This window comes from Delftia sp. UME58 (genome assembly GCF_014170385.1).
In the GTDB taxonomy this organism is placed as follows: Bacteria; Pseudomonadota; Gammaproteobacteria; order Burkholderiales; family Burkholderiaceae_C; genus Comamonas; species Comamonas acidovorans.
Genome location: NZ_LZZV01000088.1, coordinates 90,310 through 111,231 on the forward strand (window position 1 = coordinate 90,310; position 20,922 = coordinate 111,231).

A 20,922-nucleotide genomic window follows, 5' to 3' on the forward strand; every position below is an offset into this window, starting at 1 on the left:
GCTGGTCGCGGATGGCCGCCATGCGGCCCCGGACCTGCGGGGCCGCGCGGCGGCTTCCTTGGGTCCGTCAGCCCTGGGCTGTGGTGTCACGGGCCGTTTCGGCGGCCGCTGCCGCAATGGGCTGCTGCGCCGCATGGGCGGGCTGCTGCGCCGCATGGGCGGGCTGGGCCACGGACTGCACGGCCGAGGTCCAGCGGGCGAGCAGGTCGCTCCACGGCACGGCGGTGTCGGCCACGCCCTGGGTGCCGTTGCCCAGCGTGGCTGCCACCTGTTGCTGCCAGTCGTGCACGGCCTGCTGCACGCCCTGGGCCAGGGTCATCTGGCTGGCCATGGCGGTCTGGGCCAGGGCCTGGGCATGGCCCATGCGCAGATGGGCGTGGCGCCAGAAGGCCTGGGCGGGCAGGGTAGCCAGCTCCTGCCAGCTGCTGGTCTGCTGCACGCCTTCGATCTCGCTGCCGGTCTCGGCGATGCGCTCGGGGCCGTTGCGTGCGGCATGCTCCAGCCACTGCTGGCCGCTTTCCTGCAGCAGCCGGCCCAGGTGCAGCTGCAGTTCAAGCTGGGCCTTGAGCAGATGGAGGGGAATGGTCTGTGCGCTCATATGAAACTCCTTGCTGGTCGAGATGGAAAGATGCCTTGGCGGCGGGAACGAAATCAGGCCATCTGGCTGATGGTCTTGCGAAAACGCGTCAGCGTGAGGGCGAACAGCACCGAGCCGATCGCGGCCAGCGCGAGGAAGGGCTTCCAGACCACGTCCAGCCCCGCCCCGCGGTAGAGGATGGCCTGCGACAGCTCGACAAAGTGGGTGGTCGGCGCGGCCAGCATGATGTTCTGCACCAGCTCGGGCATGCTTTCGCGCGGCGTCATGGCGCCCGACAGCAACTGCAGCGGCAGCAGCACGAGCACCAGCAGCATGCCGAACTGTGGCATGTTGCGCGCCAGCGTGGCAAGGAAGATCCCCAGCGACGTTGTGGCGAACAGGCACAGCGCGGCCCCCGCCAGGAACAGCGGCAGCGAGCCTTCGATGGGAACGCCCAGGGCGCCGCGCACCACGAGGTTGAGCGAGGCAAAGGCGGTGACCAGCACGACCAGTCCCATGGACCATATCTTGGCCAGCATGATCTCGGTCGGTGTCACCGGCATGACCAGCAGGTGCTCCACCGTGCCGTGCTCGCGCTCGCGGATCAGGGCCGCGCCCGTGAGGATGATGGACAGCATGGTCACGTTGTTGATGATCTGCATCAGCCCGCCGAACCAGACCTTGTCCAGCGCGGGATTGAAGCGCGCGCGCACCACCAGGTCCACGGGCAGGGCGGTGGCGCCCCGAAAGCGCCGCACGAACTCGCTGACTTCGGCCGTGACGATCTGCTGCACATAGCTGTTGCCCGTGAAGGCCTGGCTCATGCGCGTGGCGTCCACGTTCAGCTGCAGCTCGGGGGCGCGGCCCGCCAGCACGTCGCGCTGGAAGTTGGGCGGGATGTTGAGCACGAAGGTGTAGGTGCCCGAGTCCATGCCCGGGTCCATCTGCGTGCGGTCGATCATGGCCGGCGGCGCGAACTGCGGCGGATAGAAGGCGCCCGCGATGCGCTGCGACAGCGGCGAGCCGTCCTCGTCCACGATGGCGATGGGCGCGTTGTGCAGGCTCTCGGGCATGGCCGTGGCCGCCGTGTAGATGGAGACCGTGAACACATAGGCGATGAGCACCAGCAGCACGGGGTCGCGCCACAGGCTCCACAGCTCCTTGACGCCCAGCCGGTAGATGTTGGAGAAAAGGCGGGTGCGCATGTCAGCTCTCCTGCTTTCTGGTCAGTGCAATGGCCAGCCCCAGGATCACCGGCACGGACAGCAGCAGCGGCCCGAACGAGCCGGCCAGCTCCCGAAATCCCAGCGCCTTGCTGAACACGCCGCGGCTGATGGCGATCATGTGGCTGGCCGGATAGACCTCGCCGATGATGCGGCCCGCCCCCTCCAGCGAGGACACGGGATCGACCAGGCCCGCGAACTGCGTGGTGGGGATCAGCGTGCCGATCAGCACCAGGAACATCGAGGCGATCTGGCTGCGCGTCAGCGTGGAGGCCAGCAGGCCGAAGCCCGTGGAGGCGCCGCTGAAGATCAGCGCCGCCAGGGCCAGCGTGGCAAAGCTGCCCGTCACGGGAACGCCGAACAGGGTGACGGCCATCAGGCACATCAGCAGGAAGTTCAGCATGGCCAGCACCACATAGGGCAGTTGCTTGCCCAGCAGGAATTCGGTGCGCGTGACCGGCGTGACGTAGAGGTTGGTGATGGAGCCGCTTTCCTTCTCGCGCACCACGGCCAGCGCCGTCAGCATGGCCGGCAAAAGCAGCAGCAGCAGGGGCATGACGGCCGGCACCATGGCCGGCAGGCTGCGCACGTCGGGGTTGTAGCGAAAGCGCGTCTGGATGTCGATGAGGCCGGCTGGCGTCACACCCAGGCGCTCGCGGGCCTGCTCGGTCAGCCAGTGCTGGTGGATGCCCTGCAGGTAGCCGCGCACGGTCTCGGCGCGCGTGGGCATGGCGCCGTCGAACCAGGCGCCCACCTGCACGGAGCCGCCGCGCAGCACATCGCGCGCAAAGCCCGGCGGGATCTCGATGGCCAGGGTCAGCTCGCCGCTGCGCATGCGGCGGTCCAGTGCGTCGTAGTCGGTCAGTGGCGGCTGCTCGATGAAGTAGCGCGAGCCCGACAGGCTCATCGCATAGCTGCGGCTGATGGTGGTCTGGTCGCGGTCCAGCACGGCAAAGCGCAGGTCCTCCACGTCCAGGCTGATGCCGTAGCCCATCACGAACATCAGGATCAGCGAGCCCACCAGGGCCAGCGTGGCGCGCACCGGGTCGCGCTGCAGCTCCAGCGCTTCGCGCCAGACATAGCTGAGCATGCGCTGGGCGCTGAAATGGCGGCGGCGCGCGGTGTGCGTTTCCACGGCAGCGGGCGTGGCCGGTGCGGCCTGCTGTTCCTCGGCCGGGGCCTCGCCGCCACCGGCCTCGACCAGGTAGCCGATGAAGGCTTCCTCCAGCGTGGCCGCGCCGCGCTTGGCCACCAGGCGCGCGGGCGTGTCGCTGTCCAGCACCTTGCCCGCATGCATCATGGACATGCGGTCGCAGCGCTCGGCCTCGTTCATGAAGTGGGTGGAGATGAAGATGGTCACGCGGTCGCGCCGCGACAGCTCCACCAGCAGGCGCCAGAAGCCGTCGCGCGCCACGGGGTCCACGCCCGAGGTGGGCTCGTCCAGGATGAGCAGCTCGGGCTTGTGCACCATGGCCACGGCCAGCGACAGGCGCTGGCGCATGCCCAGCGGCAGGGCGGCCGGCAGGCTGTGCTGCGCGGCCTGCAGGTCGAAGCGCTGCAGCATCTCGGCCACGCGCGCGGGAATGTCCACCTCGGGCACGCCGAACAGGCGCGCATGCAGCACCAAATTCTGGTGCACGGTCAGCTCGCCGTACAGCGAGAACGCCTGGGTCATGTAGCCCACGCGGCGGCGCGTGTCGATGTCGCGCGGGTCCACGGGCTGGCCGAACAGCCAGGCCTGGCCCTTGCTGGCCGGCAGCAGGCCGGTCAGCATCTTCATGGTGGTGCTCTTGCCGCAGCCGTTGGAGCCCAGGAAGCCGAAGATCTCGCCGCGGCGGATGCGGAAGGACACATGGTCCACGGCGACAAAGTCGCCAAAGCGCATGGTCAGGTCCCTGGCCTCGATGGCGATGTCGTCCTCGCCGCCCTCGGGCAGGGGCGCTATGGTCACGGGCGCATGGCCGCGCTTTTTCTCTTCGGGCAGCAGGGCGATGAAGGCCTCTTCCAGCGAGCGGCTGGCCGTGCGCTGCAGCAGCTCGGCCGGCGTGCCCGTGGCCAGCACGCGGCCCTCGTCCATGGCCACCAGCCAGTCGAAGCGCTGGGCCTCGTCCATGTAGGCCGTGGCCACCAGCACGCTCATGCCGGGGCGCTGGCGGCGGATGCGCGCGATCAGGTCCCAGAACTGGGCGCGCGCCAGCGGGTCCACGCCCGTGGTGGGCTCGTCCAGGATCAGCAGGTCGGGGTCGTGGATCAGCGCGCAGCACAGGCCCAGCTTCTGCTTCATGCCGCCCGACAGCTTGCCGGCCGGCCGCTCCAGGAATTTGCGCAGGCCCGTGGCCTGGGTGAGATCGTCGATGCGGCGGCGCCGCTCGGCCGCGTCATGGCCGAACAGGCGCGCGAAGAACTGCAGGTTCTCCTCCACCGACAGCGTGGGATAGAGGTTGCGCCCCAGGCCCTGCGGCATGTAGGCCACGCGCGGGCAGACGGCCTCGCGGTGGCGGCGCTGGGCCATGTCGCCGCCCAGCACCTCGACGCTGCCTTCCTGGATCTTGCGTGCCCCGGAGATCAGGGCCATCAGGCTGGATTTGCCCACCCCGTCCGGCCCGATCAGGCCGACCATGCGGCCTTCGGGAATGTCCAGGTCAATGCCCGCCAGGGCCTGGACCTGGCCATAGCGCTGGTGCACGCCCTTCAGGCGCACAACCCAGCCGCTGGCATGGGGTGTCGTGCTCTCGCTCATTGCGCGGGCTGGGCTGGCAGCTTGATGGCCAGGTTGGCGGGCCACTCATGGCTGGCATCGGTGCGCAGCCAGGCCATGCCGGGCACGCCGGTCTTGACCTGTTCCAGATGGCGGCGCAGCAGCTCCGGCGGGATCTGGGCGCGCACGCGGAACATCAGCTTCTGGCGCTCGCTGGCGGTCTCCACGGTCTTGGGCGTGAACTGGGCCTGGCTGGCGACGAAGGAGACGCGGGCCGGGATCACGTACTCGGGCGCGGCGTCCAGCACCAGGCGCACCTCGCTGCCCAGGGCAATGCGGCCGGCGGCGGTCTCGGGCACGAAGAACGTCATGTAGACATCGGACAGGTCCAGCAGGTTGAGCACGCGCCCGCCTGCGCCCAGCACCTCGCCGGGCTGGGCCACGCGCAGCTGCACGCGGCCGTCGCGCGGGGCCTTGAGCACGCCGTCGTCGATGTCGGCCTGCACGCGCGCCACCGTGGCCGTTGCGGCCTGCACCTGGGAGCGCACGCCGACCACCTGGGCCTCGGCCGCCTTCACGGCGGCCTGGGCGGCGGCGGCCTGGGCGCGCGTGGCGGCCAGCGCCGCCTCGCTGCCACGCACGCGGGCGCGGTCGTCATCGAGCTCCTGCACCGAAGAGGCCCCCTCGCGCGCCAGCGTTTCCGAGCGCTTGAAGCGGCGCTGCGCGGCGTCCACCTCGGTCTCGCGCTGCACGATCAGGGCCTGCGCGGCGGCCAGGTCGCTGCGGCGCAGGGTGACCTGGGCCTCGGCCGCGGCCACGCCGTGCTCGGCCTGCTGGCGCATGGCGTCGGCTTCCTGGCGCTGGGCGCGCAGGGTGTCGATCTGCATGCGTGCCACGGGCTGGCCAGCCTGCACGAAGTCGCCCTCGCGCACCAGGATTTCCTCCACGCGGCCGGGCAGCTTGGTGGAGATGTCGATCTCGGTGGCCTCGACACGGCCGTTGCTGCCGACGAAGCCCTCGCCGGGGCCCTTGGGCGTGAAGGTCTTCCAGGCCCACCAGGCCACGAGGGCCAGGACCGCCACGGCGGCGATCGGCACGATCTTGTTCTTCAGAGAGGTGTTCTTGTCCATGGGCGGGTCCGGAGGCTTCAGGAATTCGGGGGATCGGCAGGCGTTGCCGGCAGGGTGGCGGGCAGCGCGGCAGGTTCGGTGCCGCTGCCGCCGCCCAGGGCGGCATACAGGCCCACCTGGCTGGACAGCAGGGCGCGCCGCGCCTGCACCAGTTGCTGGCGTGCGGCCAGCAGGTCGCGCTGGGCGTCCAGCACCTCCAGGTAGGCGGCCGAGCCGTTGTCGTAGCGCAGCTGCGCCAGCCGCGCACGCTCGGCCTGGGCCTGCACGGCGGTGCGCTGCACGGTGATCTGCTCGGACAGCCAGCGGCGCGCGGCCAGGCCATCGGCCACCTCGCGGAAGGCGGTCTGGATGGCTTTCTCGTACTGGGCCACGGCCATGTCGCTGCGGATCTCTCCCAGCTCCAGGTTGGCGCGGCGCCGGCCGCCGTCGAAGATGGGCAGGGACACCGTGGGCACGAAGGCCCAGGCGCGGCTGCCGCCGTCGAACAGGCCGTCCAGCTCGGCACTGGCCGTGCCCCAGCGGGCCGTGAGCGCAATGCGCGGGAAGAAGGCGGCGCGCGCCGCGCCGATCTGCGCCCGGGCCGCGCGCAGCTGGTGCTCGGCCGCGGCAATGTCGGGCCGCGCCGTGAGCAGTTCCGAGGGCAGGCCCGGCCGCAGCTCGGCCAGCACCAGGGCGTCGTCAAAGGGCGCGGCGGCGGGCAGCGGGCCCGGATGGGCGCCGACCAGTTGCGCCAGGGCATGCAGCTGCTGCGCGCGTGCCAGCTCCAGCTGGGCCAGCAGGGCCTGCGCCTGGGTCAGCAGGGTCTGGACCTGGGCCAGCTGCAGGCGCGAGCTGGCGCCCACGGCCTCGCGGCGCGTGAAGATGCGGAAGGATTCCTGGCGCGTGGCCAGCGTCTCGCGCGCAATGGCCACGCGCTCGTCCAGCTCGCGCAGGCCCAGGTAGCCGTCGGCCACCTGGGCGATCAGCGCGGTCTGCACGGCGTGGCGTCCCGCATCGCTGGCCAGCCAGGTCTGCAGGGCCGCGTCCTTGAGGCTGCGCACGCGGCCCCACAGGTCCAGCTCCCAGCTGCTGAAGCCGACCTCGGCGCGGTACTCGCCGCTGACCACGGAGCGGCCCGAGAGGTTGAGGTCGCCAGGCACGCGTGCCCGTGCGGCCTGGCCGCCCACGCCAATGGCCGGGAACAGCTCGGAGCGCTGGATCTGGAAGGCCGCGCGCGCCTCTTCGGCGCGCAGCGCGGCCACGCGCAGGTCGCGGTTGTGCTCCAGCGCGGTGGCGATCAGCTGGCGCAGCACGGGGTCGGTGAAGTACTCGCGCCAGGGCAGGCCGGCGGCGGCGACACCCTGGGCGCCCGCCTGCAGATGGGCAGGCCAGGCCTCGGGCGTGGGCAGGGGCGGCGACTCATGCGGCGGCGCCAGGGAGGCACATCCCGCCAGGGCGGCGGCCAGTGCGGCTGCCAGCGCGGCGGTGGCGGTTCGGGGGAATGGGAGGGTCATCTGCAGTGCTGCGGGGCGCCGGTGCGGCAGCCGCTAGTTGAGGATGTGGTGGCCGCCATCGACATACAGCGTGCAGCCCGTGATGGCGCGCGCCCCGTCCGAGGCCAGGAAGGCGCACAGCGGCCCCACGTCGTCGGGCCGCAGTTCGCCGGCAATGGGCGAGCGGCGCACGCTGTCGGCCACGAGTTCATCGAACGCGGCAATGCCCGAGGCCGCGCGCGTGGCGATGGGCCCGGGCGAGACGGCATTGACGCGGATGCGCGAGGGGCCCAGCTCGGCCGCCAGATAGCGCGTGGTGGACTCCAGCGCGGCCTTGACCGGGCCCATGATTCCGTAGTGCGGCATGACCTCGCTGGCGCCCAGGTAGCTCAGCGTCATGAGGCTGCCGCCGCTGGCGGCCATCAGCGGCTCGGCCAGGTGGGCCATGCGGATGAAAGAGTGGCAGGAGATGTCCATGGCCAGCGCAAAGCCCTCGCGGGAGCTGTCCACCACGCGGCCCTGCAGGTCCTCGCGCGGGGCATAGGCCACGGCGTGCAGCACGAAGTCCAGCCGGCCCCAGCGCACGGCGGCGGCATCGAACAGTGCGCGCATCTGTTCGTCGTCGCCCACGTCCAGCGGCATGCGCAGCCCGGCACCGATCTCGTCGAGCAAGGGCTCCACATGCACACGGGCCTTGTCGTTCTGCCAGGTCGCGCCGATCTCGGCGCCCGCCGCATGCATGGCCCGGGCACAGGCCCAGGCAATGCTGTCGCGGTTGGCGATGCCGACGATCAGGCCTTTTTTGCCAGCCAATAGCGTCATCTCGAATGCTCCAGATCAGAAGGTCTGCCGGGAAACAGGCCACCCGGGGCGGCTTCGTCAGGAACCACGGGCCATGGCACTCCATTGCAAACATATGCGCCATGGCGAATGTTTGTATTTCCTGTGATTCCAAAGAATTTGATAGCTTGTTTTGATGCGTGCAAAAGCAAAGGTTTGCATGCAAATATCATCTCTTGTTCTTTTTTATTCTATCTATGTTGCACTGCAGCGACCGTTTTTGGCGATGCCGTTTCGTTATATCGATGCAGTTCAATCCATAGGCTTGACTCAGGTCAAAGAGAGCGACGTCAATGGGAGGATGTGGCCTGCGGCCGGTTGCTCTGCCCGGCTCGCCCATCGCACCTTTTGCGCCTCCTTCCGAAAATTCCCTGTATTGGCCGGCTTTCAGCGAATGCGGGGTATTCACACCATATTGGTGCACAGGAGGTAAAGAAGACCGGAAATCTGCCGATGGTCCATGAACAGAGAAAATCCCCTGCCTGCAAAGGCCTGGGCCGCCACATTCAGTCAGGACAAGACCGAAGGAAGACGATCAATCCATGACCAGCATTTCATCCACCGGCGCCAGCTTTGCCGCCAGCGCAGCGGGCATGCGGCCCACGGTGTCCGTGCGGTCGTCAGCGACCGCGGCAACTGCTGTACCCGCCGACCCGGGCACGCAGGTCACGCTGGGCCAGTCCCCGGGGTCCAGCGTCATCTATGCCAAACCGCAGCCCGTGGAACTGGGCCAGTTCAGGCTGGCCCGGGCCTGGGCTTCGCAAGACAGGGACGACATCAGCACCCTGATGGCACGCAACCTGGGCCTGGGGCCATCGGCCAGCCTGGCCGACCGCTGGCGCGGCCTGGGCGGCGCCCTGCTGTCGCGCTTTGCGGCGACGCCGTCGGACTACCAACAGGCGGTTGCGGAGTACCAGGCGCCCACGGAGGCCGACTCCGTCGCAGGCAGCGCGGATGCGCAGGCCCTGGACAAGTCCGCACTGAGCGATGTGTCCGTGGGCGCTGCCACCGTGAGCCTGAAGATCCGCACGCAATCGGGCCAGACCGTGGAGCTGCGGATTGCCACGAACGACGGCAGCGAAGCGGGCAGCAGCAGCGGGCTGCGGGTCGAGGTCAAGAGTTCCGGCCGCTTGAGCAAGGCCGAGAGCGCGGCCATTGCCCAGCTGGCCGACGGGCTGGACGAAGCGCTGGAAGGCCTGGGAAAGCCGGGCAAGCCCCAGCTGCAGCTGGGCAAGCTGATGGACTTCGACCGCAGCGTGCTGTCCGGCCTGGACCTGGACATCAAGAACCCCAAGCCTTCGCAGCCCCTGTCCTCGTTCAGCCTGCATCTGGGCGCCGATGGCCGTTCGGTGGCGATGAAGGGCGCGGCGGGCGAGCTGGCCGTCAACCTGGAGTCCGGTGCCCCCGTGGGCGCCAGCGCTTCGCAGCGCCAGGCCGCGCTGGACCAGCATCTGAAGCGCTTTGATGCCGCCGCGCAGCGCGGCCGTGCGGATGCGGCGCTGGTGGACATGTTCAAGAGTGCCTTCAGTCAGCTGCACAACGCGCAGGCGCCGGCCGCGCCGGGCGCCATCGCCGCGCTCTCCGGGCTGGAGCGTTCCGTGCAGTCCCTGCAAAGCGGCCTGGCCGATTTCCAGGCCAGCTTCAGCGGTGATTTCGAGAACACCAATGAATTCGGCGCCGTGACCGAAATCGGCCGCGCCGAGTACCAGGTGGGCCAGAAGACCAACCGGCAGTCCCGCGGCACGGAGGGCGAGTCGATCGCCCAGGTGGTGACCGAGTCCCTGAACGCCGAATCCAAAAAGGCGCGCAACCGCAGCATGCTGGATTTGCAGTCAGGCAACTATGACCTGACCAAGGTGCAGGACAGCCGCACCATCACCACGCTGATCGAGACAACCGGCAAGCAGGTCACCGGCGCGCTGCGCAAGACGCAAGAGCGCCAGATGCAGACCTGGGACCGGCTGGTGGAGCACCGCAGCCAGCAGCACCGCGAAACGCCCGGTGGGCGCAGCTTCACCGAGCAACTCGCGCTGAGGTAGTCGCGCTGAGGTAGTCGCGGCGCGGGCCGGGCTGCGTGTCGTCGTTGTGTCACAAAACTTCCGTATAAGAAGTTTTTTTGAACAAAACATGACAACGGCCCGCGCGTTCATGACCGAATTTCATCTTGCCTTCATCCAGGGCGGAGCCTCTCAATGAACGCGCGCCGTGCTTTGGCGGCGGGGCTGGCGGCGCTGCTGCTGGCGGCCGTGGGCGGAGGTATCTGGTATTCGCGCACGGCCCTGGTGCAGGACCGCCAGGCGCAGCTGACGCAGCAGCAGCCCGTGACGGCACGCGGCCTGATCGGCTCCGAGAAGGAAGCCTTCTTCCAGGACGAGCGCGTGCGCGACGTGCTGGCGCGCCACGGCGTGACGGTGACGGTGCAAAAGGCCGGCTCGCGCAGCATTGCCAACAGCTACGACCCCAATCAGTACGACTTCGGCTTTCCCTCGGGCGCGCCGGCTGCGGCCCAGCTCAAGGCGGCGGCCAGGGCCGGCACGGTCTACACGCCGTTCTACACGCCCATCGTGTTCGCCAGCTGGCGGCCCATTGCCGAGATACTGATCGCCAACGGCGTTGCGCAAAAGCAGGGCGACTTCTATTTCGTGACCGATCTTCCCGCCCTGCTGGCCATGGCCGGCAAGGGCACGCGCTGGCGTGACCTGAAGGCCTCCGGCGCCTTTGCCACCGGCAAGGCCGTGCTGCCCGCCAGCACCGATGTGCGCAGCTCCAACAGCGCGGCCATGTACCTGGCGCTGGCCAGCTATGTGCTCAACGGCCAGCAGGTGGTGCAAAGCCCGGCCGACCTGGAGCGCGTGCTGCCGCAGGTGGCGCCGCTGTTTTTGCGCCAGGGCTTCCAGGAAAGCTCGTCGGCCGGCCCCTTCGAGGACTACCTGGCCCTGGGCATGGGCAAGGCGCCGCTGCTGGTGGCCTATGAATCGCAGCTGGTGGAGTTCCTGCTGCGCCACCCGCAGCGCAGAAGCGGCGAGATGGTGATGCTCTACCCGCAGCCCACGCTGTATTCCAAGCATGTGCTCGTGCCCTACACGCCTGCGGGCGATCGCGTGGGCCAGCTGCTCGAATCCGATCCGCAACTGCGCGCATTGGCGCAGGAATACGGCTTTCGCACCGGCGGCGACACGCACGGCCCCGAGCGCTGGGCCGGGCAGGGCGTGCAGGCGCCCGCGCAGCTGGTGGATGTGATCGATCCGCCCAGCCAGGAGTGGCTGGAGCGAATGATCGTGGACATGGAGCAGCGCTTCAAATGACCGAAAGTTCCAGGAGCAACCGATGAGCAACATCCCCCAGACCACCACTGCCAGCGCCGCCGTGGCCGTGCCTGCACAGGCGCAGGATTTCGTGCTGGAGCCGCCTGCGCCCGCCCTGCCCGTGCCCATCGAGTCGGCCAGCGGCAAGGTCCGCCTCAAGGCCGAGGAAGTTCAGCAGTTGGACGCACAGGTGGCGCAGTTCATCGACGACATCACCGCCAACGACAGCCAGTCGCCCGCCTTCAAGGGCGCGGTCGAGCGCATCCACGGCATGGGCAACAAGGAGGTGCAGGCCGCTGCCGCCGTCTCCAGCCGCATGCTGGAGCGTCCCGTCAAGACGCTGAACAACGGCCTGTTCGACCAGGGCAGCCAGATCGGCCAGGGCCTGATCGACCTGCGCCGCCAGGTGGAGGCGCTGGATCCCTCGCGCCAGGACGACCTGTTCAAGCCGCGCAAGCTGCTGGGCCTGATCCCCATGGGCAACCGGCTGGTGGACTACTTCGACAAGTTCCAGTCCAGCCAGAGCCACCTGAACGCCATCATCGACAGCCTCAAGCGCGGCAAGGACGAGCTGCTGCGCGACAATGCCGCCATCGAGCAGGAAAAGGCCAACCTGTGGGGCCTGATGGAGCGGCTGGAAAAATACATCCACATCGGCAAGAAGCTGGACGCGGCGCTGGATGCCAAGGCCGCACAGCTGGACGCCAGCGACCCCGAAAAGGCGCGCGTGGTGCGCGAGGACATGCTGTTCTACGCGCGTCAGAAGGTCACCGACCTGCTCACCCAGATGGCGGTGAACGTGCAGGGCTACCTGGCACTGGACCTGGTGCGCAAGAACAACCTCGAACTGGCCAAGGGCGTGGACCGCGCGACCACCACCACGGTCTCGGCGTTGCGCACGGCCGTCATCGTGGCGCAGGCGCTGGCCAACCAGAAGCTGGTGCTGGACCAGATCACGGCGCTGAACACCACCACGGGCAACCTGATCGCCGGCACCAGCGAGCTGCTGCGCGAGCAAAGCGGCAGGATCCACGAGCAGGCGGCCAGCAGCACCATCGACATCGCCAGGCTGCAGCAGGCCTTCGGCAACATCTACCAGACCATGGACGCCATGGCCGACTTCAAGGTCAAGGCCCTGGCCTCCATGCAGACCACGGTGGACACGCTGTCGCAGGAGGTGGACAAGTCCCGCGCCTATCTGGAAAAGAGCCGCCGCGAGGACGTGCGCGAGGCGCTGCAGTCGCCCGCCGGCGAGGTGGTGCTGTGAGCATGCTCCAGCGCCTGGCGGCCGTTCTGCTGCTGGGTTTTGGACTGTCTTTGGCCGGCTGCGGAAAGTCGCCCGAACCCGCGCCGCAGGCCGCCGCCAAGTCCGATCCGTCCGCCGGTCCCCAGGGTGCATTCACCGTGCTGGCCGGCTCCGAGCTCAAGGACGTGGCGCCCGCGCTGGAGCAGGCCGCCACGGCGGCGGGCGTGCCGCTCAAGCTCAGCTATGCAGGCACGCTGGAGATGGTCGAGCGCATCAATGCGGGCGAGCAGTACGACGCCATCCTGCCGCCCAATGGCGCCTATCCCGCGCTGGCGCTGGCGAACAAGCCGCTGGCACGCGAAAAGCTTTTCTACTCGCGCGTGGCCCTGGGCGTGAAGGCCCCCGTGCTGCAAAAGCTGGGCTGGGACAAGGCCCCGCCCACCTGGGCCGGCATTGCACGCGCTGCCGCCCAGGGCCGGCTGCGCTACGGCATGACCAATCCGGCCAGTTCCAACACCGGCATGAGCGCACTGTTCGCCGTGGCCTCGGCCGTGGCCGGCAAGACCGAGGACCTGGACGCCAGGGAGGTCGATGCCAAGGTGCTCAAGGACTTTCTGTCGGGCCAGAAGCTCACCGCCGGCAGCTCCGGCTGGCTGGCCGAGGCCTTCGAGCGCGAGCCCGGCGCCGTCGATGCGCTGGTCAACTACGAGGCCGTGATCCTGCGCCTGAACGAGAAGCTGCCCGCCGCCGACCGCCTGACCCTGGTCTACCCGCGCGACGGCGTGATCTCGGCCGACTATCCGCTGATGCTGCTCAACGCCGGCCGCCGCGCCGACTATGACCGGCTGGTCGCCCAGTTCAAGGCCCCCGCCTTCCAGGGCCAGCCGCTGCGCCAGGCCCAGCTGCGCCCCGCCAGCCCCGAGGCACAGGCCAGCCCGGCGCTGCCCACGGCGCCCGTGGTGGAGTTGAGCTTTCCGAACCGGCTGGAGGTGATCGATGCCGTGCTCTCGGCCTACCAGAGCGATCTGCGCCGCCCGGCCACCAGCATCTTCGTGCTGGACGTGAGCGGCTCCATGAAGGGTGCGCGGCTGGCGCAGATGAAGGAGGCGCTCAAGCTGCTGTCCGGCGCCGAGGCGTCGGCCGCCAGCCAGCGCTACGCCGCCTTCCAGGCGCGCGAGCGCGTGCTGCTGATTCCGTTCTCGGGCCTGGTCGGCCAGCCCGCGCGCGTGCAGTTCGCGGCGGGCGAGCTGCAGGCCGCAAGCGCCCAGGTGCTGGCCTATGCCGACAGCCTGGTGGCCGACGGCGGCACGGCCATCTACGACGCGCTCACGCTGGCCCAGCAGCAGGCACGCCAGGAACTGAGGGCCGATCCCGAGCGCTTCGTCAGCATCGTGCTGCTGACCGATGGCGCCAACACGGCAGGCCGCGACTGGGCCGCGTTCGAGCGCGAGCAGCGCATGGCGCGCGACGGCGGCGCGCCGCTGGTGCGCGTCTTTCCCATCATCTTTGGCGAGGCGCAGTCCGGCGAAATGCAGGCCCTGGCCGAGCTGACGGGCGGGCGCGCCTTCGATGCGCGCAACACCGGCAAGAGCGGGCTGCCGCTGGTGTTCAAGGAAATCCGGGGCTACCAGTGACAGCACCGCCAGCGATCGGACCCGCCTGATGCGCCGCCTGCAGCTTTTCTTCTACGGCAACGGCAACCTCACCGGCCTGGCGCTGGCCCTGCTGGGGCCGGTGCTGCTGTTTGCGGGCGTGATCGGTGCCGGCTGGGGCTGGATCACGCTGGGCCTGTACGTTGCGGGCCTGCTGCTGGGCTGGGCCCTGCAGCCGGCGGGCGCCAGCTTCGAGCGGGCGCTGCAGCAGCACTGGAGCGCCGAGGACATCCGCGAACGCATCGATGAGCTGGTGCAAAAGGCCTGCCCGATGCTCACGCCCGAGATGCAAAAGCACCTGGACAGCGTGCGCGGCTCGGTGCACGAGGTGCTGCCTGCGCTGGCCGACGCCGGCCCGGTCTTCAACGACGGCCTGTTCACCGTGCGCGAGACTGTGCTGCAGTACCTGCCCGCCACGCTGTCGCACTATGCGGCGCTGCCGCCGCTGTTCCGTGTCACCCAGCCCGTGCAGGATGGCAAGACGGCCAGGCAGCTGCTGACCGAGCAGCTGGCGCTGCTGGCCGGGCAGATGCAGCAGGTGGTGGCCCATGTGGCGGCCAGCGATGCGCAGGCGCTGCTGGCCAACGGGCGCTTCCTCAAGCAGAAGTTCGACCAGCCGGACTTCCTGAAGTGAGGCGCCCGCAGGGGCGTCCCGCCACGCTGCGCGGCCCCTGTGTTAGCATGCTTCGCCATGCAGCCTGCTGCATTCCCGTCTTCCAGACACCTGAACTCTCGATCCAAGACAGCCATGAACGGTACGCCCGTTTCGATCATCGTTGCACAGTGGTGGCGCTTCCAATAAGGAAGCGGCACGTCGTCGCGGTTGCGTACCGCACCTTGCCGCCGTGACGGCAGCAAGGCTCACCCAGCAGATGGCTCCCCGGCACGGCGGCTCCCAGAACCCAGGAGATTGCCCAGATGCCCTCAGATTCCCCCTTCCAGACCCAGGCAGCATTGCGCGCATTCCCGCGCCAGCCTTCGCTGCGGCATGCCCGCGCCACCCGTTTTTCCCTTTGAGACCCAGGAGCCGGTATGACCAGACTGCTGATGATCGACAACTACGACAGCTTCACCTACAACATCGTCCAGTACTTGGGCGAGCTGGGTGCCGATGTCACCGTGGTGCGCAATGACGAGGCCACGCTGGACGAGGTGATCGCCCTGGTCGAGCGCGAGAAGATCGACCGCCTGGTGATCTCGCCCGGCCCCTGCTCGCCGGCCGAGGCCGGCATTTCCGTGGCGGCCATCCAGCACTTCGCGGGCCGCCTGCCCATCCTGGGCGTGTGCCTGGGCCACCAGAGCATTGGCGCGGCCTTCGGCGGCGACATCGTGCGCGCTGGCCAGCAGATGCATGGCAAGACCAGCGTCATCACCACCGACCGCAAGGGCGTGTTCGCCGACCTGCCCGAACGGTTCACGGTCAACCGCTACCATTCGCTGGCCATTGCCCGCTCCAGCCTGCCCGGCTGCCTGGAGATCACGGCCACCAGCGAGGACGGCGAGATCCAGGGCGTGCGCCACACCAGCCTGGCCATCGAGGGCGTGCAATTCCACCCCGAGAGCATCCTCACCGAGCACGGCCATGCCATGCTGAAGAATTTCCTGGAACAGAAGGCCTGAGCAGGCCGGCACCCAACCGAGACACCGCAATGACCCAGATCACCCCCCAGGAAGCGCTGCAGCGCACCATCGAGCACCGCGAAATCTTCCACGACGAGATGCTGCACCTGATGCGCCTGATCATGCGCGGCGAGCTGTCGCCCGTGATGACGGCGGCCATCGTCACCGGCCTGCGCGTGAAGAAGGAGACCATCGGCGAGATCGCGGCCGCGGCCGAGGTCATGCGCGAGTTCTCCAACAAGGTCCATGTGGAGGACACGCGCCACCTGGTGGACATCGTGGGCACGGGCGGCGACGGCGCCAACACCTTCAACATCTCCACCTGCTCCATCTTCGTGGTCGCGGCGGCGGGCGGCAAGGTCAGCAAGCACGGCGGGCGCAGCGTCAGCAGCAAGAGCGGCAGCGCCGACGCGATGGAGGCGCTGGGCGTCAACATCCAGCTCAGCCCCGAGCAGATCGCGCGCAGCATCGCCGACGTGGGCATCGGCTTCATGTTCGCGCCCAACCACCACCCGGCCATGAAGAACGTGGCGCCCGTGCGCAAGGAGCTGGGCGTGCGCACCATCTTCAACATCCTGGGTCCGCTGACCAATCCGGCCAGCGCGCCCAACATCCTCATGGGCGTGTTCCACGAGGACCTGGTCGGCATCCAGGTGCGCGCGCTGCAGCGCCTGGGCGCCGAGCATGCCATCGTGGTCTACGGCCGTGACGGGCTGGACGAGATCAGCCTGGGCGCGGGCACCCTGGTGGGCGAGCTCAAGGACGGCGTGGTGCGCGAGTACGAGATCCATCCCGAGGACTTCGGCCTGCGCATGGTCGGCACGCGCGCCTTCAAGGTGGACAATCCCGAGGAATCCAAGGCCATGCTGCTGGGCGTGCTCCATGGCGAGAAGAGCGCCGCGCGCGACATCGTCTGCCTGAACGCGGGTGCCGCACTGTATGCGGCCAACGTGGCCTCCAGCATCGAGGACGGCATGGCCCGCGCCCAGGCGGCGCTGGACAGCGGCGCGGCCCTGGCCAAGCTCAACGAACTCGTGGCCTACACGGCCCGGCTGACGGCCTGAGCCGAGCAGCCCCCAACCGACCACCGAATACGAGAAACCAAGGAAAGCAACGTGTCCGACATCCTCAAGCAAATCTGCGACGTGAAAGTGCAGGAAGTGGCGGCCGCCCAGAAGCGCATGCCCTTCGCCGACATGCGCCGCGACGCCGAAAGCCGCGTGCTCACGCGCGACTTCGTGGGCGCGCTGCGCGCCAGGATCGCCGCCGGCCAGGCCGGCGTGATCGCCGAGATCAAGAAGGCCAGCCCCAGCAAGGGCGTGATCCGCGAGGACTTCATCCCCGCCGACATCGCGCAAAGCTATGCCGAGGGCGACGGCAAGGGCGTCAGCGCCGCCTGCCTCTCGGTGCTGACCGACAAGCAGTTCTTCCAGGGCAGCGTGGACTATCTCAAGCAGGCGCGTGCCAGCTGCCACCTGCCCGTGCTGCGCAAGGACTTCATGGTCGATCCCTACCAGATCTACGAATCGCGGGCCATGGGCGCCGACTGCGTGCTGCTGATCGCCGCCTGCCTGGACGACGCGCAGATGGCCGAGATGGAACAGATCGCCCACAGCCTGGACATGGCCGTGCTGGTCGAGGTCCACGACGGCGCCGAGCTGGACCGCGCGCTCCGGCTGAAGACGCCGCTGGTGGGCATCAACAACCGCAACCTGCGCAGCTTCGAGGTCAGCATCCAGACCACGCTGGACCTGCAAAGGAACGTGCCGGCCGACCGCCTGCTGGTCACCGAGTCGGGCATCGGCAGCCGCGAGGATGTCAAGGCCATGCGCGATGCCGGCATCCACAGCTTCCTGGTGGGCGAGGCCTTCATGCGCGCCAAGGAGCCGGGAGAGGCGCTGGCCAAGCTGTTCGCCTGAGTCGCGCCGTTGTGCGGGCTGGCCGGTGGATCCGGGGTCCGCACGATGCGCACCACCCCGAGCTGGAGCCCCAGCATGGCCAAGATGCGGTTCATGGCCTGCACGTTGCCTCCGCTGCGCTCCTGCCCGGTGTGCTGCAGCGTCATGTAGGAAGCGCCGCGGAGCTTGGCCATCTCGGCCGTGGTCAGCAGCCAGGCTGGCAATGTCGCGCTTGATGTATTCGAGCACTTCCTGCTGCGGGTCGCTGCAGTGCTACTGAAGGTTTCCCGTATGCGTGCAACCATCATCTGCCTTTGGGGCACCATTGGCGGACTGCCCTCCCCCACCGCAGGGAAAGGTATGCTTGCCGTGATCCAACAGGCATGGCGCTTGCGCCCATGCATTTCAGCTGTACTTTTTTGAGGGTGGCTGCTGCCTCGGCATGTGGCGGCGGTGCCCCCATCCGCCATGGCCCTTCAAGACGACGCAATCGCCCCGGCGCAAGCCGACCAACTCCAATCCGCCGATCCCGCCGACTGGCCCGTTGCGCCCGACTGGCAGCCCCTGGTCGAGGACTTCTTCGCGGGTGCCACGGGCCAGCAGCTGCTGACCTTTCTGCACCAGCGCCTGGAGGCCGGCGCGGTGATCTTTCCGCCCCAGCCGCTGCGCGCGCTGGAGCTGACCCCGCCCGAGGAAGTGCGCGTGGTCATCCTGGGCCAGGACCCCTACCACGGCCGTGGGCAGGCCGAAGGCCTGTCGTTCTCGGTGGCGCCGGGCGTGCGCATGCCGCCCTCGCTGCAGAACATCTTCAAGGAGATGCAGCGTGACCTGGGCGTGCCATTCCCGCCCTTCCCCAACCCGGGCGGCAGCCTGGTCAAGTGGGCCAGGAACGGCGTGCTGCTGCTCAACACCTGTCTCACGGTGGAGGAAGGCCAGGCGGCCAGCCACTCGGGCAAGGGCTGGGAGCTGCTGACCGATGCGGTGATCCGACACATCGCCCAGGGCGCGCGCCCCGTGGTCTTCATGCTCTGGGGCAGCCATGCGCAGTCCAAGCGCGCCTTCATTCCGGCCGACCGAGGCCATCTGGTGCTGACCAGCAACCATCCCTCGCCGCTGTCGGCGCTGCGCCCGCCCGTGCCCTTCATCGGCAACGGGCACTTCGGCAAGGCGCGCGACTTCCGCGCCCAGCACGGTTACTGAGCGGCCCGCTCGGGGCGTGGCTCCACCATGGGGAACACGCTGTCGAAGCGGTCCAGCATGGACATGAGCGCCGTCACCTTGGAGGCGTCGCCCTCGATGCGCAGCTGGCCGCTCTTGATGGCCTCGGCCATCGTGGTCTCCTGGCCTGCAATGGCGTCCAGCGTGGCGCGCGTCAGGCGCAGGCTGGCATGGGCGGAGGGCGCAAGGCCCGGGCTCTGGGTGAGGGCGCTGTTCTCCAGGTTCAGGCTGCGCTGCTCGCCGGTGTCGGCGAAGGTCCAGTTGAGCACGATGCGCTGGCCTGCGGCCTTGCCCGCGTCCAGCCGCACGCCCAGATAGTCGAAGAACATCTCCAGCGGCAGGCTGCGCACCAGGTCGCGCGCGGTGCTGCCGGGCCTGGGCAGCTGCGGCACGCCCTGGCGCAGTTCCGCCGCGCCCTGCAGGAAGGCGTTGCGGGCCGTGGCCGATTCCATCTGGTAGCCCAGCTGTTCATAGGCATTGGCCGCCAGGCGGCGCGCGGCCTGGTTGGCCGGGTCGGCAAAGACCAGCTGCGAGGCGATCTGCGCCACCCAGCGGTATTCGCCGCGCTCGTAGTCGGCCTGCGCACGGCGCAGCACGGCGTCGGCGCCACCCATGTATTCCACGGTCTTGCGTGCGGCGGGCACGGGCGGCAGCGCCTCCAGCTGGGCCGGGTTGCCTTCGTAGTAGCCCAGGTAGTGCTGGTAGATGGCGCGGATGTTGTGGCGCAGATGGCCGTAGAAGGCATGCGTTGCGCCGTCGCGGGCCAGGGATTCGGGCATCTTCAGCATCTCGGCGATCTCCGAACCCACGTAGCCGTGGTTCATGAGGCGCACGGTCTGGTCGTGCAGGTATTTGTAGGTGTCGCGCTGGCCGGCCAGCAGGTGCTGCAGCCGGGGCTGGCCCCAGACCGGCCAGTGGTGCTGGGCAATCAGGATCTCGGCCTTGCCGCCATAGGTGTGCAGGGCCTCGTTCAGGTGGCGCGACCAGCCCAGCGCATCGCGCACCTGGGCGCCGCGCAGCGGCAGCAGGTTGTGCTGGGTGTGGACGGCGATCTCGGCCATGTTCAGCACCTTGAGCTGGGGGTAGTACATGATCATCTCGGCCGGCGCCTCGGCCCCGGGCGTGAGCGCGAACTCGATGTCCACGCCGTCGATGCGCAGTGTCTCGCGCGGTCTGTCGATCACGCGCGTGGGCGCTATCAGCCCCAGGGTGCCGGGTGCGCCGGCCTTGCCCAGCCCCGCGTCCACCTGCCCCCGGGCATCGCGCGGCAGCAGCATGCCGAACTGGTAGAGCGCGCGCCGGCCCATGGCGTGGCCGGCGATCACGTTTTCGCCCACGGCCTCGGCCATGAAGCCCGCCGGGGCGATGACCTGGACGCGGCCCGCATCCACCTCCTCCTGGCGCACTACGCCGCGCACGCCGCCGAAATGGTCCACATGGCTGTGCGAGTAGATGACGGCCACCACGGGCTTGCGCGGGCGGTGCTGGAAGTACAGGTCCATGGCGGCCTGGGCGGTCTCGGTATACATCAGCGGATCGACCACGATCAGACCGGTCTCGCCCTCGATGATGCTCATGTTCGACAGGTCCAGGCCGCGCACCTGGTAGAGCCCTTCCGTCACCTGGAACAGGCCGCTGACGCGGTTGCGCTGGGCCTGGCGCCACAGCGCGGGGTGCACGGTGTCGGGCGCCTGGTCCTGCTCCAGGAAGGCATAGGCCTGCATGCTCCAGATGGGCCGTCCCTGGGCGTTGCGCACGACCAGGGTGTCGGCCGGGGCGATCAGGCCGCGCCGGGCGTCCTCCATGGCCCGTGCATCGTCCAGCGGCTGCTGCGCCAAGGCCGCCTGCTGTGCCGCGCGCGTGGCGGCGCTGGCCGGCTGGGGCCTGGCCAGGTCGGAGACGGGCAGGGAGCCGTGGGCGCAGGCGCCCAGCAAAGCGGCTGTGGCCAGGCTGGCCAGCAGGCGGGAAGGGCGCGCCAGCGCGCGGGGCAGGGAGTGTGAGGCTTGCATGGGAAGGTCTCCTGGCATGTTCGATGTCAGCGGC

The 20,922-nt window shown here is 69.0% G+C and carries 17 protein-coding genes; 10 read left to right on the forward strand and 7 right to left on the reverse strand.

Going from position 1 to position 20,922, the window contains the following annotated elements:
* Positions 1 to 67: 67 nt before the first annotated feature.
* Genes A9976_RS21800 through fabI form a run of 6 tightly spaced genes read right to left on the reverse strand, consistent with a single transcriptional unit; the run spans position 68 to position 7,922 of the window.
* The gene (locus tag A9976_RS21800) at positions 68 to 598 is read right to left on the reverse strand and encodes a hypothetical protein (protein ID WP_183020737.1); all 531 of its coding nucleotides are present in this window, start codon (positions 596 to 598) and stop codon (positions 68 to 70) included.
* A gap of 53 nt (positions 599 to 651) precedes the next feature.
* Positions 652 to 1,782 carry an ABC transporter permease gene (locus tag A9976_RS21805; protein ID WP_012202690.1) on the reverse strand — a complete coding sequence of 377 codons (1,131 nt, stop codon included), beginning with the start codon at positions 1,780 to 1,782 and terminating at the stop codon, positions 652 to 654.
* A 1-nt stretch (position 1,783) separates the two neighbouring features.
* A complete protein-coding gene (rbbA, locus tag A9976_RS21810) occupies positions 1,784 to 4,540 on the reverse strand; it encodes a ribosome-associated ATPase/putative transporter RbbA (protein ID WP_183020738.1) in 2,757 nt (918 codons plus the stop codon).
* A complete protein-coding gene (locus tag A9976_RS21815) occupies positions 4,537 to 5,628 on the reverse strand; it encodes an HlyD family secretion protein (protein ID WP_183020739.1) in 1,092 nt (363 codons plus the stop codon). The genes rbbA and A9976_RS21815 overlap by 4 nt, the downstream gene beginning before the upstream one ends.
* 17 nt (positions 5,629 to 5,645) lie before the next feature.
* Complete coding sequence (locus tag A9976_RS21820) at positions 5,646 to 7,121, reverse strand: efflux transporter outer membrane subunit (RefSeq protein WP_183020740.1); 1,476 nt, start codon at positions 7,119 to 7,121, stop codon at positions 5,646 to 5,648.
* 33 nt (positions 7,122 to 7,154) lie between these two features.
* Complete coding sequence (gene fabI, locus A9976_RS21825) at positions 7,155 to 7,922, reverse strand: enoyl-ACP reductase FabI (RefSeq protein WP_183020741.1); 768 nt, start codon at positions 7,920 to 7,922, stop codon at positions 7,155 to 7,157.
* A gap of 560 nt (positions 7,923 to 8,482) precedes the next feature.
* Between fabI and A9976_RS21830 the strand changes: the two genes are divergently transcribed.
* From A9976_RS21830 to A9976_RS21875, 10 genes are all read left to right on the forward strand, one after another.
* On the forward strand, positions 8,483 to 9,979 hold the full coding sequence (locus A9976_RS21830; RefSeq protein WP_183020742.1) for a hypothetical protein: 1,497 nt from the start codon (positions 8,483 to 8,485) through the stop codon (positions 9,977 to 9,979).
* 153 nt (positions 9,980 to 10,132) lie between these two features.
* Positions 10,133 to 11,245: a hypothetical protein gene (locus tag A9976_RS21835; protein WP_183020743.1), complete on the forward strand. Its 1,113-nt coding sequence runs from the start codon at positions 10,133 to 10,135 to the stop codon at positions 11,243 to 11,245.
* Between the two features lie 22 nt (positions 11,246 to 11,267).
* Positions 11,268 to 12,512 carry a toxic anion resistance protein gene (locus A9976_RS21840; RefSeq protein ID WP_183020744.1) on the forward strand — a complete coding sequence of 415 codons (1,245 nt, stop codon included), beginning with the start codon at positions 11,268 to 11,270 and terminating at the stop codon, positions 12,510 to 12,512.
* Positions 12,513 to 12,514: 2 nt separating this feature from the next.
* Entirely contained in the window at positions 12,515 to 14,125 is a 1,611-nt protein-coding gene (locus tag A9976_RS21845; protein WP_183020852.1) for a VWA domain-containing protein, read from the forward strand.
* Between the two features lie 28 nt (positions 14,126 to 14,153).
* Positions 14,154 to 14,777, forward strand: a complete 624-nt coding sequence (locus A9976_RS21850; RefSeq protein ID WP_183020745.1) for a hypothetical protein — start codon at positions 14,154 to 14,156, stop codon at positions 14,775 to 14,777.
* Between the two features lie 398 nt (positions 14,778 to 15,175).
* Entirely contained in the window at positions 15,176 to 15,763 is a 588-nt protein-coding gene (locus A9976_RS21855) for an aminodeoxychorismate/anthranilate synthase component II (protein ID WP_183020746.1), read from the forward strand.
* Positions 15,764 to 15,792: 29 nt separating this feature from the next.
* Positions 15,793 to 16,827, forward strand: coding sequence for an anthranilate phosphoribosyltransferase (gene trpD / locus A9976_RS21860; RefSeq protein WP_183020747.1), 1,035 nt, complete (start codon positions 15,793 to 15,795; stop codon positions 16,825 to 16,827).
* Positions 16,828 to 16,878: 51 nt separating this feature from the next.
* The gene (gene trpC / locus A9976_RS21865) at positions 16,879 to 17,682 is read left to right on the forward strand and encodes an indole-3-glycerol phosphate synthase TrpC (RefSeq protein ID WP_183020748.1); all 804 of its coding nucleotides are present in this window, start codon (positions 16,879 to 16,881) and stop codon (positions 17,680 to 17,682) included.
* Positions 17,683 to 17,847: 165 nt separating this feature from the next.
* A complete protein-coding gene (locus A9976_RS21870; protein ID WP_183020749.1) occupies positions 17,848 to 18,084 on the forward strand; it encodes a hypothetical protein in 237 nt (78 codons plus the stop codon).
* Between the two features lie 45 nt (positions 18,085 to 18,129).
* The gene (locus A9976_RS21875) at positions 18,130 to 18,861 is read left to right on the forward strand and encodes a uracil-DNA glycosylase (protein ID WP_043780562.1); all 732 of its coding nucleotides are present in this window, start codon (positions 18,130 to 18,132) and stop codon (positions 18,859 to 18,861) included.
* Here the strand turns inward: A9976_RS21875 and A9976_RS21880 are convergent.
* Positions 18,855 to 20,888, reverse strand: a complete 2,034-nt coding sequence (locus tag A9976_RS21880; RefSeq protein WP_183020750.1) for an alkyl/aryl-sulfatase — start codon at positions 20,886 to 20,888, stop codon at positions 18,855 to 18,857. The genes A9976_RS21875 and A9976_RS21880 overlap by 7 nt on opposite strands.
* Positions 20,889 to 20,922 lie beyond the last annotated feature (34 nt).